Source organism: Rhodococcus globerulus NBRC 14531 (assembly GCF_001894805.1).
GTDB classification, from domain to species: Bacteria; Actinomycetota; Actinomycetes; order Mycobacteriales; family Mycobacteriaceae; genus Rhodococcus_F; species Rhodococcus_F globerula.
Genome location: NZ_BCWX01000011.1, coordinates 22649 through 37512 on the forward strand (window position 1 = coordinate 22649; position 14864 = coordinate 37512).

A 14864-nucleotide genomic window follows, 5' to 3' on the forward strand; every position below is an offset into this window, starting at 1 on the left:
GTCACGGTGCACCCCGCACGCTAAGTGTCTGTCCTGTAACCATGCGGGCATCTTCACTAGCCAGAAATGCTACGACGCCGGCGATATCCTGCGGGGTGGATACTCGCTGCAGTGCCACCTTCTCGGCAGAGGACGCAACGAATTCCTCGTAGGTGACACCCAGACGCTCGGCCGTGGCCCTAGTCATGGCGGTCTCCACGAATCCCGGCGCCACTGCGTTGACGTTAATACCGAATCGGCCAAGCTCCAGCGCCAATGTTCGCATCATTCCCTCAATGCCGGCTTTAGCAGCGGAATAGTTCGTCTGCCCTCTGCTACCGCGAGCGGAGTCCGAAGAGAAGAAGACCAACTTGCCATACTTCTGCGAAACCATGACTCGCTGGGCAGCCCGAGCGAAGTTGAAGGTGCCGGTGAGATGTGTGGCAATGACAGCATTCCAGTCGTCATCAGACGTCTTAAACACCAAGTTGTCTCGCAAGATCCCCGCGCAGGTGACCAAAATATCGACGGAGCCGAATGCTGATTTGACTGCGTCTACACAGTTCTCAGCCTCCAGCGAAGTGGTCACATCAGCACTGAACGCCCGGGCAATACCCCCGGCAGCGACGATAGACTCAACAGTGGACTTACCTGCCTCCACAGAAAGGTCCACGACCGCAACCTTCGCTCCTTCATCTGCCAAACGTTGAGCCACCGCAGCACCGATTCCACCGGCAGCGCCGGTCACGATGGCAGTGTTGTTTGTAAACCTCATGAGTCTTTTTCTCCTATTTCAGTGTCATCAGAGGGCATGTTGGCGTCCTCCGGAAGTGTTTCTGCCCATGTCGATCCGCTGAGGAGTTCGTAGACTGCCGCGATACGCTGTTCGACACCGAGTCCTAGTCGACTAGTGGCCTCTGCGACGATTGCCTCGATCAATGCGATGCATGAAACTCGTGAGTCGAAGCGCCCTACCCCGTGCGAGTCACACACGAAGACATGCTCGGCGAAGTCCGCTGCTGGCGAGATCCAACGGTCGGTGAAAAGGATCACCGTAGCGCCGCGATCCTTGGCGAAGCGCACCGAACTTAGAGTGCTGGTCTGGTAACGGCGGAAATCAAAGGCGATGACCACGCTCTGGCGTTTGATATCGAGAGCTTCGAAGACTGCGCTTGTCGATCCACGGGTTTGGAAGCGGACCCCCGAGCGCACCTGCGACAGCAGTGTGGCCAAATGGTTGGCACACACCTCGCTTTCGAACCCACCGAACGTGCTGACCGGACGCTTCGTGTTTGTCAGCAAATCGACCACTGCATCGAACTCCGCGCTGTCGATACGACGCGCAGTCGACGACACCGATTCGGCGAGAATCGAGAGATTGCCAAGGACCACGTCCCCGTCGGACACTTCCGGGGGCGCATGCCGGTTCGTAGGAGCACTCATCCGGGCCGTCACTTCATCGTGCAATGCCGTCTGAAACTCCCCATAGCCGGGGTACCCGATCTTTGCCAGCAACCGCAGAACCGTGGGCGCACTCACGTTCGCACGAGCCGCGAGCTTCGGTAAAGACTCCAACCCAGCCCGAGGATAGTCGTCCTGCAGCGCCCTAACGATCTTCTTGTCAGCACTGGTAAACGCTACCGAGTGCTCACGAATTGCCTCAGTCACCGATACAGATGGTTTACTCACCGTTATCACCGTATTTTCTGAAATCAGATCTGTCCTTCAGCACCACCAGCGCGTCACCTGCCACAACGAATCCGTCCACCACGAACAGCGGGTTAATGTCGATTGCTGCGACGCTTTCGGACAGAGTGACCGCAGCCTGCGAGAGCGCAACGAGGAACTCGATCACAGGCGCTGTATCGAGCGGAGCTTCGCCACGAAATCCGGCCATCAGCACCGATGCCCGCGTCTTGGCTAACAGTTCTGCTGCATCGGAGGAACTCAGCGGCGCCACACCCAGCGCAATATCGCTGATCACCTCCGTAAAGACACCACCCGCGCCTATCGCCACAACGGGATCCCAAGTGTCCTCTATCACCACGCCCGCGATGAGTTCCACTCGCGTCCCCTCGATCATCCGAGCGATCAGCACCCCATCCACGTCGTGGTCTTCTGCGAGTGCGCTGAGTTCGCAGAATGCCGCACGGACCGCGGCCTCATCGGTGAGGCCAACCTTGACTCCGCCGATATCGGATTTATGCAGGATGGTGTCTGAATGAATCTTGGCTACCACGGGCATCCCCAATTCCTTCGCCGCAGCAATTGCCTCATCGGCGGTAGTCACGCGGCGCGTCGGATTCACAGGCAATCCGAGTTCGGAGAGAAGGGTCATACTCTCAAGTTCGCTCAGGGCGGGTCTCCTCGAACTGACGAGGCGTTTCTGCCCTGCAGGGATGTCTTCGACACGAGCTCGATTTCGAGCGATTCCGTACCGGGCGAGATGGTTGGCCACGGCGACAGCCTGTGCGAGGCCGTCGCACATGTGCTGATCGAGCCCTGCGACGTGCGCACGCCGCTCCTGGCACACATCACCAGCAATAGTGCTCGAAAGCAGGACCGGTATCGGGACGCTGTGACACATGGCTGCAACGGCGTCGAGACGACCCCGCAGATCATCCTCGCCGTCCGTGTGCGGTGGCAGGTCCAGGTTGACCAAAATCTGGTCAAACTCATCAGACCGCCCCAAGATCTCCAGGCACTCGCCGAGCAGCTTCGGTTTGTCGACCACGATTCCGGTCGTATCGAGCGGATTTTGCGGTGTGCCGAACTCAGGCAACGAACCTCGCAGTTCCTTACTCGTAGCCGCGGAAAGCTCTGGGAGCTCAAGTTCGCTTGCCTCGATCAAATCGGCCGCAATTGAGCAAGCACCACCGGAGCTACTTACGACTGCAATACGCCGACCTGCTGGAGCCGACAGTCTGCTGAGTGCTGCCGCGGTTTCGATCAATTCCTCAGGACTCGAAACGCGAGTAACCCCGTACTTTTCGAACACTGCATCTACGACGCGGTCGTCCCCGGTCAACGAGCCCGTGTGCGCCATCGCCAATCTGGCGGCACCATTGGAACGTCCAGCCTTGAGTAACACGATGGGTTTGCCAAGAGACAGAGCCTTCCGCGCCACCTCTACAAATCGTCGTGGATCCTTCACTCCCTCGATATATCCCGCGACGCAACGGATGTCGCTGCGGTCCAACAATTCGTCAATAACGTCGACTGCAGTCAACATGGCTTCGTTTCCTACCGAGAACATTGCGCCTAGTCCGGCAGAATTCCTTTGAGCAGCACGATGAATGAGCTGCAATAGTGCGCCGCTCTGACTGACAACGCCAACGGGCCCCGGTTGCATCGGCGGGCTGATTCGGTCGGTGAACGGTGCAAGCCCGGTACGGAAGTCGACGAATCCCACACAGTTCGGGCCGAGCAGACTGATCCCACGGTTGTTCGCGTCGGCAACCAGCTGATCTTGAAGCTGCCGACCCGTCTCGCTGTGCTCAGCGAGACCAGAGGCAATCGAAACCAGCCCGCGGGCACCTGATTCGGCCGCGTCCGCCAAGATCGCAGGGAGATGCAATGGCCCGGTCAAAGACAAGACGAGGTCGATTCGCTCTCCGATACCAGATATCGACGGCGCACACGGTAGGTCGAACTGCTTTTGTCGGGTGGGGTGGACGAGGTGCACGTCGCCATCGAAACCGAAAGCCCGCATGTTTTGCACTGCTCGCTGAGACCAGAATGACTCTTCGCGCACACCCACGATGGCCACCGAGCGGGCCGTGAGCAGCATTTTCAGCGGCTTGGTCGGGGCCTGGGTAGTGGTCACGATCATTGCTCTACTGCCCCACTTCGAGAAAAGAAGGGCAAAGCGGGTTCTCCAGTCGGGGAGAAAGTAATTCGATCACCGATCTCCACTCGCTCTCCGTCTCGAATTTCGCAAAGCATCCGCGGACCCTCGTTGAGGTCTACTAGTGCGATCACCTGCTCGAACGGACCGTCGACGCCGCGTCGATGGCACACCGTGACGGAATAAACGATGCCTTCTCCGCTCATCTCAAGCCACTCAAGTTCAGTCGAGCCGCAGTGGGGACAGATCACCCGAGGGTAATAGTGCGCACGGTTACATGAGAGACACGACGGCAAGCGCAACAGCCCCACTTCGACACCCTCCCAGAACTGACGTGACTCGTCATCTACGACTGGGATCAAATATCCGCTCATGCCGCCTGCCCTCCCAGAATTAGAGTGGAAGTAACGCTTAGTTCTCCGCCAGTGCCGTTGACTAGGGCCAGATCAGCGTCGGAAACCTGTCGGTCGCCGGCCGACCCTTGCAACTGCCGGACTGCCTCAATCACCGCGAAAATCCCGTATTCACCGGGGTGTCCGTATGACAGGCCGCCACCGTTGGTATTCACGGGCCGGTCACCGCCGGGACCGGTGCGCCCGGTAGCAAACCATTCCGGCGCCTCGCCAGGCTCACACAGACCCATCGACTCCATCGTCAACAACACTGTGATCGTGAAAGAGTCGTAGATTTCGAAAAGATCGATGTCGCCGAACGTTGTTCCCGCCTGACCTAGGGCGATGGCCGCACTCGAACGGGCCGGGGTCGTGGTGAGGTCGGGGGAATATGTCACATTCATGTGCGTAGTGGCTTCACCGTGACCAAGGAGATAGATCGGCTTCTGAGGGAGGTCTTGAGCACGATCCAACGAGGTGAGAACGACGGCGCCGCCTCCGTCGGTTACGAGGCAACAGTCGAGCTTGTGGATCGGATCTGCGATCATCCGTGAGGAGAGGACTTCGTCGACGTCGAGCGGGTCACGATGGAAGGCAGCTGGGTTAAGTTCGGCCCATCGTCGGGTGGATACCGCTACGTTGGCGAGATCTACGCTTGAGGCTTTGTGTTCATGCATGTATCGTGCCGCGGCAAGTGCGTATCCCGCAACTGGAAACGGTGCACCCCAGATCCGCTCGTACTGAGCTGGACCGACCGGACGAGGCGATGGTCCCTGGATAGCAGCCGTCCGCGGGGCCCGCGCATATGCAACCACAACGACGTCAGCTCGTCGATCGCGAATTGCCCGCCCTGCGTCAGCGACCTGAGAGATGAAGGACGCACCTCCAAGTGAGGAATTACCGAAGAAACGGGGAGCAATGCCGAGATACTCACTCATACGAACAGAGGGTGCGTACTCCCCGGCGAGGTCGGAGGTGCAGTAGCCGTCGACGTCGCGTAATTCGAGCCCGGCCTCGTGCAATGCACGGGAAACCGCCTGGGCTTGAAGTTCATAGTGTGTCTTTCCTGTGATACCGAGATCGGACTCGGCCACGCCGGCGATGACGGGTATTCGAGACATGGTCGCCCTTTCGTGGGAGATCAGAGATAGCGATGGAGAAAGGCTTTGGTACGGTCCTCGCTCGGAAACCCGAGGACCTGATCGGGCGGGCCGCTTTCGACAACGACACCACCGTCCATGAAAACAACCTGGTCCGCGACATCGCGGGCGAAGGCAAGCTCGTGGGTGACGATGATCATTGTCATCCCTTGGTCAGCGACATCCCTGATCACAGAGAGCACTTCCCCGACGAGCTCCGGATCAAGAGAGCTTGTGGGCTCGTCCAGGAGCAACAGTTTTGGTTTCATGGCCAGGGCGCGAGCGATACCCACCCTCTGCTGCTGCCCCCCAGAGAGGCTGCCGGGCATCTGGTCTGCCTTGTCTGCGAGGCCGACCCGAGCAAGCAGTTCTCTGGCGTGATCGAGGGAGACGTCGCGGCGCTGCTTCTTTACTACGCGAGGCCCGTAGGCGATATTTTGGGCCACTGTCATATGGGGAAAGAGGTTGAAATGCTGAAACACCATGCCAATCGTGCTGCGCATAGCGGCCAAGTCGCGCGTGCCGCGTTCAAAGGTTTTTTCGCCCTCGACGACATGCCCCACGGACGAACCATCGACCTCGATCGAGCCGGCTTGGTACTTCTCCAGGAAGTTGATACAACGCAGGAACGTGGTCTTACCTGAACCGGACGGACCGATGAGCGCAACGACCTCACCGCGATGCACGTCAAGATCGATGCCCTTCAATATATGGTTGGAGCCGTACCACTTCTGGACGCCTCGCGCCTTCACCAGCGATGTGTCGATCAGGGAGGTCATCGGACGTTCCTTCCGCTCATTCCGGTCGCGAGACGCTTGGCCACTGACACGCGCTTGGGGCCCACGCTGAAGCGCCGTTCAAGGCAGTACTGGCCTAACTGGGCGACAGCGATCATTGCCAGGTACCAGATGGTCGCCACTATCAACAGGGGGATGATCTGCAGGTTCTGACCGTATATTTGCTGCGCTCGGCTCAATAAGTCGCCTCCACCTATGACCGCCACCAGGGAAGTGGTCTTCAACAGCAGGATGAGTTGGTTGCCTACAGCAGGGGAAATGATCCGGATACTCTGAGGCAGCACGATTCGCCACGTCACGGCTCTCGGCCGCATGCCTATACTGAGCGCGGCCTCGGTCTGCCCCCTTGGGACAGCCGCGAACCCACCTCGGAAGATCTCCGACATGTACGCAGCTTCGTTGAGCGCAAGTCCCAGCAGGGCGGCGGTGAAACCGGTGATCATCTCGTTCGTGCCCCAGGTTTGTGACCACCCTGTCCACGGCACAACCAACGTTATCTGAGGCAAAAACAGTGCTAGGTTGTACCAAATAAGCAGCTGCACCAGCAGCGGAGTGCCACGGAAAACGGCGATGAAACTGAAATTCACCGCGCGCGCTACCGGGTTCCGCGAGGCGCCGGCAGTTGCAAGGAAGAATCCAAGAACTGTACCGATCAGCTGGCTTAATACAGTTAGCTCGATGGTGACAACCACGCCCTCGAGGATGGCTTGGTTGAACAGGAAGTCTCCGACGACATCCCAGCCCATCCGCGGGTTTGTCACTAACTCCCGTGCCACTAGAAAACCGAATACAAAAAAGGCGGTGCCGGCAAGTGTCGTGCCCCACGGAAAACGGTGATGGATTTTGAGTCGGTGTTCGGAATGAACCGACTCCTCGGCGGTAGGCCGGATAGCAGCGATGTTCATAGTGCCTCCTCGAGATAGCCGGAGCGGTTCCTACTGGCTATGTTTGGCGATCAAATAATTTGAAGATTGATCCCCCCGCTACTTTTGAAGATTGATCCCCGGCACAGTTAGCGCGATTGCTGATTTGTCGTTTTCTTCAAGGATCGATGCATACTTACCGGACTCGATAATCCTCTCGATCCCTGCCAACCAGGTATCCCGCAATGCGGTTTCGTCTTTTGAAAAGATAGCGCCGAAGTAATATTTCAGACCGTTTTCTACGTCGATGCGCTCAACCTTGGCGCCCGATCGACCGGAAGAATTCTCCCTGATCATGGCATCTATCCGACCAGATTCGATGGCCAAGTAACCCGCGTCGACATTTTCGATACTCACGGCTTGGGGTGCTTCCTTACCGGCCTTTAGGCACACATCGGAAATTTTGCTAAACAAGTCCTCGTCCGGGGTGCCGCGAACCACGCTCAGATTCAGCCCGCACGCCGAATCCAAGGAAGGCGATACCCCTTTAGGGTTACCCTGCTGGACGAACAAGGCCTGCTTGACCTCGAGGTAATCAACGAAGTCAACCGTGTTCTGACGCTCAACGGTGTCAGTGACCGCGGACATTGACATGTCGAACCGTCCGCTACCAACCCCGAGTACGATTTGCGCGAATGCGCTGGGAACCAGCTCGATTTGCATTCCGAGTTCTTCGGCAATGGCTTTGGCCAAGTCCGCGTTAAGACCGTCAAACTCGCTAGTGCCGGGTTTGACTGAGTTTAGGACTCCGAAGCTAGGATCCAATGCAATGTTGATTGTCTTATCCTGATACTGGGCTGGCAGCATCCTGTATAGCGGTGCCTCCGGGTCCACATGGACGACGTTCGGGTTCGTCGCCGAGTCACTCGATCCACCGCATGCGGTGACCGTCAGCAGCGAAAGGGCTATGCCAACGGTGGCGAATCCGCGTGTGACGCGGCGGTCTCGGGCAGTCTTGATCATCGCTGTTCTCCTTTGGGACAGTCGCTGGACTCTGACAACAGACTGAGTGAGCGACACGTTTCAGAACCGTAGTAAGTGCGACACATCACTGTCAAGACTTTTACGTGAATTCCCTCACTATCAATATTTGTCGATAACATTACACTCAAGCAGGGCGGCGTACCGCCCAGAGGGGCCCTCCGTCGCACAACCTCAGCAGTCAACCGTGTGTTATAAATTTTACGTTAGACATGCCCTTCGGTAAATTAGTAACATCCTTGACATTTCTCGTTGCACGCCTTTAACGTCCTCTGCATGACCGTCACAGCCACTTCCAACGCCAGTTTCGGCGCACGCAGCGCAGCCCGGATCCTTGTCGACGCACTCGCGCATCACGGAGTGGACACTGTCTTCGGAATTCCTGGTACGCACAACATTCCGATTTACGGAGCTCTGGCCGATGTAGGCATCCGACACGTACTAATGCGCCATGAGCAAGGTTGTGCATATGCCGCGGACGGGTACGCGCGCGTGTCCAGACGGCCAGGTGTCGTCATCACCACCACAGGCCCAGGGCTTCTTAATTCAGCCGCCGCGCTAGCACAGTCGATGTCGGACTCCGTGCCGGTACTAGTCATATCACCTGGAATGCCTACCAATCACCCTGCGCTCGGGACTGGGGAATTACATGAGATGCGCAGCCAGAGCGCCACTCTCAGCTCAATTGTCAAGTCCAGCTACCGGGTACAGACTGTCGAGGAGATCCCCGCCACGGTGGCGGCGTGCTTTGTCGACATGCTTGCCGGTCGGCCGCGGCCGGTCCACCTCGAACTTCCCTTCGACCTGCTTCATTGGGGCGCCGAGGTCCGCGACGTCGACCCCGTCCAGTTGCCGAAGTTGCGCGTCGAAGAGAAGGCAGTGTCCGACGCAACCGCCATTCTCACACAAGCCCGCCGACCACTGATCATCGCTGGCGGTGGGGTAGGCGCCGAGGCCGCGCCTCAATTGAAGGCACTCGCCGAATACCTAGGCGCGCCGGTGGTGACGACGTTCAACGGTAAAGGCTGTTTCCCTGAGAACCACCAACTTTCAGCAGGAGCAGGGCTCGGCCGACCCGCCATCTACAAATCGATGGCCGAAGCCGATGTGATCCTTGCCGTGGGAACGGAACTTGCCCCCTCGGATCTTTGGTACGGACGCATCCCAGAAAAACGTCTAATCCGAATCGACGTCGACCCGCACGCCGTGCTCCGCAATGCCCGGGCCGAGGTCACGATGGTAGCCGAAGCGGGACCCGCCCTCGCCGCTCTTCGAGCGGAGCTCGCGTCTACCGTCCATGTCGAACCTCTCTGGGCTGCAAGAGTTATCGAAGCAGCGAAGGACGATGCATCGACCAAGGCACAACGATGGATGCACCTCATCGAAGGCCTCACTGATGCAGTCGATGCCGACTCCATTATTGTCGGCGACAGCACTATGGCCTGCTACTACGGTGTCGGATCTACAGTTCCACTCGCCAAACCGCACCACTATCTCTACCCGACTGGCTTCGGAACTCTCGGCTATGGACTTCCTGCCAGTGTCGGCGCTGCTCTCGCTGCCCCCGACTCTCGAATTGTCTGCATCGAGGGCGACGGCGGACTGATGTTCAGTGTTAACGAGCTGACTGCTGCGGCCCACCTCGGCCTCGCTCTTCCCGTCATCGTCGTCACCAACGGCGGGTACGGCGAAATTCGACGACAGATGGCAGAGACACTCGACACCGTGCACGCCGTCGATTTCGCTCCACCTCGGCTTCAAGCACTCGCCGAGGCCTTCGGATGCCACTACCTCAAGGCCACCGACGCAACCTCCATCGCGAAGAGCATGTCCGCTGCCTGGGCAGCAGACTGTCCAACGATCATCGAAATACCTGAGGACCACGCATGAACTGGACGCGCAACGAACACCTCATCGCAGGCGAATGGGTAACCAACGCAGGCCATCCCACTCCAGTCGAGAACCCCGCAACGCTGGAAACTGTGGGCACGACGGCGGCGGGCACGGGTGCAGACGCCGCGGTTGCTATCGAGGCAGCGTCGGCAGCTCTGCCCGGCTGGTCCCTCTCCAGCTCCGAGGAGCGTCAGGCCGCCCTGTTGGACCTCGCCGCGCAGGTGCGCCTGCGAGCGAATGAACTCGTCGCAATACTCGTCGCGGAGCTTGGCACACCGGAACGGGTTGCCCGGGATATACATGTCGCTGCGACGATTGCAGATCTGGAGGGGTTCGCCGATGCGCTCGGCAAATTCTCCTTCGAGACCGAAATTGGCAACTCTCTGGTCGTGCGCGAAGCGTTGGGCGTGGTTGCCTGCATCACCCCGTGGAACTACCCGACCCATCAGATCGCTGCTAAGGTCGGCGGCGCGATCGCGGCCGGTTGCACCGTTGTCCTCAAGCCTTCCGAAGTCACACCTCTCAGTGCCTATCTGCTAGGCGACGCACTTTTAGCCTCGACGGTGCCGGCAGGGGTCGTCAATATCGTCTTCGGAACCGGTGACACAGTCGGGCAGACGCTGGTGATGTCCAGGGACATCGACGCAATTTCCTTCACCGGCTCAACTACGGTGGGGCGCAGCATTGCTGAGATCGGGGCTCGGCGCATGATCCCGGTCGCGCTCGAGCTCGGCGGAAAGTCGGCGTCGATTGTCCTTGACGACGCCGATCTCGAGACGGCCGTCGCTTGGTCTGTACGGTCGGCGACAGTGAACAGCGGACAGACATGCAGTGCATGCACCCGGCTCATCGTTCCTGCGAAGTTGGCCGACCAGGTAACCGAGCTCGCGCGTGAAGGCGCCGCAGCGCTACGCGTCGGTGACCCGCAGCTGGACGTCGATCTCGGCCCCCTCGCATCCCGCGCCCAGTACGACAGAGTCACCGGGATGCTGGAGAGTGCCCGCCGAACTGGTGCTGTCGTCCGGCAGGCCGATCTAACGACCGACCTGCCGGGCTATTTTGTTCCCCCCGCGATCGTCAACGGGGCCGATCCGGCCTCTGCGATCGCTCAGGAGGAGGTCTTCGGACCTGTTTTAGTAATTCAGGGGGCTGCTGACACATCGGAGGCTGTCCGGCTTGCAAACTTCTCCCCCTACGGTCTCGGCGGGGCGGTCTGGTCATCCGACCCTGATCGCGCCACGTTGGTTGCACGCCGACTGCGTACCGGCCAGGTAGATATTAATGGGGCAGCCTGGAACCTCCAGGCACCATTCGGCGGCACCAAATCGTCAGGATCGGGCCGAGAACTCGGAATTCACGGCATCCTCGAATTCACAGAGCTTAAATCGATTCAAAGATGATGTGGGGGGACGTCCGCACAAAAGACATACCGCACACCCGAATCTATCGCCGGCGACTTCACTACTGACAGTCGATTTCATCGAACCATGCTGCTTCGAACGTGTCACTCACAAGTGTCCGAGGCCGATCAATCACAAACGCCCGAGAAAGGTCTACGCAGGACGATTCTGGCGCGCACACCATCACAACTGATGCATGACCCAAGATCAGATCATGAAATCGACACACGGAGAATTCATTTGGTTTTCTAGCTACCACCCCGAGGTCAGCGGAAGCACGAGAAAACAACGTGTAAGTTTCATTACATTATCTGTGCATATGTGCATATGTGCATATAGTAAAAATATTGACCGTGATGAAAATCGCCCATAGAATGGGTTCGTCTCAAGCACCTCTTCAATCCATTCCGAGCGCCCTCGAACTTCAAGATTGGTCGCCTCCAATGACATCCAAGATTTTTCGTCGGTCTATCGCACTGGTATTCGCGCTCGCATTCGGTGGTATCTCTGCGTGTAGCAGCGCAGGCTCCCCCCCGGATCCCGCGGATACAGCTGGCGTCGACAATCCTAATATTGCAGGAAGCTACAGCTCGTCAGCGTCTCTCTACGACCAACTTCCCAGCAAGTACCATTCCCAACCCATCACCGTCGCAATGGATCCCAACTTCGCGGGGTTGAATTCCTTCAAGCCGGGAACCACCGAATTCCAAGGCATCAACGTCGACCTCGCGAAGGCGCTGGCGAAACCACTCGGCACCAGAGTGGAGATCGTCGCTGCGCCGTTCGACCAAATTATGATCGGGTTGACGACCAACCGTTACTCGACGTCGCTTTCCGGGCTGACAGATACCGAGGAACGCGAAACGAAGGTAGATTTCGTCGACTATTTCAAGGCAAAGCAAGTGTTCTTCGTGGAAAAGGGCAATCCCAAGGAAATCTTTGGCGGCACAGCTGGGGCCTGCGGTATCAAGCTCTCGGTCGTCCGCGGCACCCCCGACGAAGGATTATTCAACAAGATCGAGCAACAATGCAAAAACGCTGGTAAAACAGCTCCAGAACAAGTGAACATCGAAAGCATCGCTGCATCCCGCCTTGCCCTCGAATCCGGCCGCGTCGATGCGGTGATTCGAGAAAATTCTTCTGCCCCCTCATGGGAACATGCCGATATTATTGACCTCGATTTCGGCGAAACTACCTATCTCGGTGCGATTTTCGCCAAGAATGACACTGAATTGCGTGACGTAATCCTCGCAGCCTTTGAGGAACTGGTGAACTCCGGTGAATACGCACGCATCCTTAGAGTGGGTGGCTACGAGCAGATCAGTTTAGAAACGCCCGGCATCAACCTTGCCACCCGGCAACCTTGAGATACCTGCAAGGGACACAACCGAATTCGCTTAGTAACAATGCAACTTAACCTCTACATTTTCCCAGGGAGATAGTCCATGACCATCGTCGTAACAGGAGCTACCGGCAAGGTCGGTGGGTATCTGGTAAATCGATTGCAGCAGACCGGCGCCGAATATGTCGCTGCCTCCCGAACTCCGAAAGGAACACGGGCGCGGAAGTTCGATTGGAACGATACCTCGACTTGGGACGCCCTGCTAACTGATGCGACTCGACTATGGATCGTGCCTCAGGCAGAAGGAGTCTACGACGTTTCGGCAACTATTGAGAAGTTTGTGCATCGCGCGCTTGAGCGTTCCGCGATCGAGCAAATCGGCCTACTGTCAGTGCGCAATGCCGAACAGCTCAACAAGGACCTCCCTTCACTCAAGCTCGAGCATATGCTCGCGGGTCTCGAAATTCCCTGGTTCTCTCTACGGCCCACCTGGTTCTATCAAAACTTCGCGTACGGAATGTTCGCACGTGGTATCCAAGAGCACCGAAAGCTCTTGGCGCCCACTCAGGACGGCGCCGTGAGCTTCATCGACGCTGACGATATTGCTGCCTGCGCTCAATCTGCGCTCACCTCGATCCCAGCGGTTACAGGTATCCATGAACTCTCCGGCCCGAGCTCGCTCACCTTTGCAGAGCTCGCACAGACGCTGACTTCCGTGTTAGGGCGCACTATCGAGCACGCCGATGTCGACGACGAGGAGATGACGGTTTACCTGCAAGGCAACGGCCTAGTCAGTGCCCACATCGCAGCCCTTATCAATCACTTCGCCCGTATCCGCGATGGTGGGTCAGGGGCGGTCGAACCCGGGGTCCAGCTACTGCTGGGTCGTCCCGCGCTCTCATTCGCCGACTATCTCGCCCGCGAGCCTGAAGCGGTTGCAGCCTTGAGCACCCGCAGCTGATGTCGAAACCGATCACTCACCGACCGCTGTGGCAGTCGGTGTCCCCGTCCACGTCCTACGACGTGGTGGTGGTCGGCGCCGGCGGCCACGGACTGGCGACCGCACATGCATTAGCCTCAAAATTCGGTATCAACAACGTTGCAGTCATCGAACGCGACTGGCTTGGTGGTGGCAATACCGCCCGGAACGCCGCGATTATCCGAGCAAATTTTCTCCGCGCCGACGACCGACAGTTGCACCTCGATGCCATGGCGGCGTGGGAAACCCTCGATGACGAGCTCGATTACGCTACCCAATTCGAACGTTGCGGACTGGTCTCTTTGGCTCACGATGACATCGACCTTGCCGAGGGGTGGCGACTGATCAACGGCCTCCAGCACGCCGGTCGCAGCGCCAGTTTCGTCTCGCCAAAGAGCCTTTGCGAGGTCGCACCGCTGGTGAACGTCTCCGAAGATGGCGCCCTACCGGTACGGGGGGCATTCTGGTTCGAGGACGCTGGGACCGCAAAACACGACCGGGTCGCGTGGGGCTACGCCGCAGCAGCCCAACGGCTCGGCGTCGACATCGTCGAGGGGTGCACGGTGCTGGACTTCATCCGGCACGGAGATCGTGTGACGGGTATCGATACAAATTTCGGCCCAATCGAGACTGGCGCCGTAGTATTGTGCGCGGCGGGCGGCACTCCAACCCTACTGAACCGGCTCCGTGCACCACTTCCTCTGCAGATTCGACCGCTGCAGGCCTACGTGACCGAACTGTTGGCGCCCCTCGGCACTCCTATGCTGATGTCGCGGGCCGCCCAGCTGTTTTTATCCCAGGCCGCGAAGGGCGAACTGGTAATGGGTTTACCGCTGGACTCGCGACCAGCACTACACCGTCGCTCCTCGCTGGATCTTCTGGAAGAGCAGCTACCACGCGTGATCGACCTGATTCCCGCACTGCGCCGGGCGCACTTGCTACGCGCGTGGGCGGGTTCGGTAGATCTGACCCCCGACGGACGACCATTGATCGGAATCGACCAGCCAAGTGGGGTAGTTATCAATTGCGGTTGGGGTACAGGCGGTTTCAAGGCCACCCCCATCCTGGGGGAGCTTCTCGCAACAGCGGTCGCGGATGGAATGATCCCGACCTTGCTAGCCGGCTACGACCACCACCGCTTCGACGGACAGTCGACCATCCCTTCGACAGGGTTGGTGGCGCATTGAGGAGA

At 58.6% G+C, this 14864-nt stretch carries 13 protein-coding genes; 5 read left to right on the forward strand and 8 right to left on the reverse strand.

Going from position 1 to position 14864, the window contains the following annotated elements; translation table 11 throughout:
• Window position 1: 1 nt before the first annotated feature.
• The 8 genes from RG2_RS29515 to RG2_RS29550 form a co-directional block, all read right to left on the reverse strand.
• Window positions 2–754: an SDR family oxidoreductase gene (locus tag RG2_RS29515; RefSeq protein WP_033237171.1), complete on the reverse strand. Its 753-nt coding sequence runs from the start codon at window positions 752–754 to the stop codon at window positions 2–4.
• Complete coding sequence (locus tag RG2_RS29520; protein WP_133637986.1) at window positions 751–1668, reverse strand: MurR/RpiR family transcriptional regulator; 918 nt, start codon at window positions 1666–1668, stop codon at window positions 751–753. The genes RG2_RS29515 and RG2_RS29520 overlap by 4 nt, the downstream gene beginning before the upstream one ends.
• Window positions 1661–3805, reverse strand: coding sequence for an acetate--CoA ligase family protein (locus tag RG2_RS29525; protein WP_165826418.1), 2145 nt, complete (start codon window positions 3803–3805; stop codon window positions 1661–1663). The genes RG2_RS29520 and RG2_RS29525 overlap by 8 nt, the downstream gene beginning before the upstream one ends.
• 2 nt (window positions 3806–3807) lie before the next feature.
• A complete protein-coding gene (locus RG2_RS32790; protein WP_072782809.1) occupies window positions 3808–4200 on the reverse strand; it encodes a Zn-ribbon domain-containing OB-fold protein in 393 nt (130 codons plus the stop codon).
• Complete coding sequence (locus RG2_RS29535; RefSeq protein ID WP_033237173.1) at window positions 4197–5339, reverse strand: acetyl-CoA acetyltransferase; 1143 nt, start codon at window positions 5337–5339, stop codon at window positions 4197–4199. Before RG2_RS29535 ends, RG2_RS32790 begins: the two co-directional genes overlap by 4 nt.
• 20 nt (window positions 5340–5359) lie before the next feature.
• Complete coding sequence (locus RG2_RS29540; RefSeq protein ID WP_033237174.1) at window positions 5360–6136, reverse strand: amino acid ABC transporter ATP-binding protein; 777 nt, start codon at window positions 6134–6136, stop codon at window positions 5360–5362.
• Window positions 6133–7059, reverse strand: coding sequence for an amino acid ABC transporter permease (locus RG2_RS29545; protein WP_051730807.1), 927 nt, complete (start codon window positions 7057–7059; stop codon window positions 6133–6135). The genes RG2_RS29540 and RG2_RS29545 overlap by 4 nt, the downstream gene beginning before the upstream one ends.
• Before the next feature lie 78 nt (window positions 7060–7137).
• Window positions 7138–8040, reverse strand: a complete 903-nt coding sequence (locus RG2_RS29550; RefSeq protein ID WP_033237175.1) for a transporter substrate-binding domain-containing protein — start codon at window positions 8038–8040, stop codon at window positions 7138–7140.
• Window positions 8041–8334: 294 nt separating this feature from the next.
• Between RG2_RS29550 and RG2_RS29555 the strand changes: the two genes are divergently transcribed.
• The 5 genes from RG2_RS29555 (at window position 8335) to RG2_RS29575 (ending at window position 14859) form a co-directional block, all read left to right on the forward strand.
• Window positions 8335–9948 (forward strand): thiamine pyrophosphate-binding protein, encoded by a 1614-nt coding sequence (locus RG2_RS29555; protein WP_051730808.1) that lies wholly within the window; start codon window positions 8335–8337, stop codon window positions 9946–9948.
• On the forward strand, window positions 9945–11351 hold the full coding sequence (locus tag RG2_RS29560; RefSeq protein WP_033237176.1) for an aldehyde dehydrogenase family protein: 1407 nt from the start codon (window positions 9945–9947) through the stop codon (window positions 11349–11351). The genes RG2_RS29555 and RG2_RS29560 overlap by 4 nt, the downstream gene beginning before the upstream one ends.
• Before the next feature lie 653 nt (window positions 11352–12004).
• Complete coding sequence (locus RG2_RS29565) at window positions 12005–12718, forward strand: transporter substrate-binding domain-containing protein (RefSeq protein WP_165826420.1); 714 nt, start codon at window positions 12005–12007, stop codon at window positions 12716–12718.
• 78 nt (window positions 12719–12796) lie between these two features.
• Entirely contained in the window at window positions 12797–13654 is an 858-nt protein-coding gene (locus RG2_RS29570) for an NAD-dependent epimerase/dehydratase family protein (RefSeq protein ID WP_033237178.1), read from the forward strand.
• The gene (locus RG2_RS29575; protein ID WP_051730809.1) at window positions 13654–14859 is read left to right on the forward strand and encodes an FAD-dependent oxidoreductase; all 1206 of its coding nucleotides are present in this window, start codon (window positions 13654–13656) and stop codon (window positions 14857–14859) included. Before RG2_RS29570 ends, RG2_RS29575 begins: the two co-directional genes overlap by 1 nt.
• The last annotated feature ends 5 nt before the right edge of the window (window positions 14860–14864 follow it).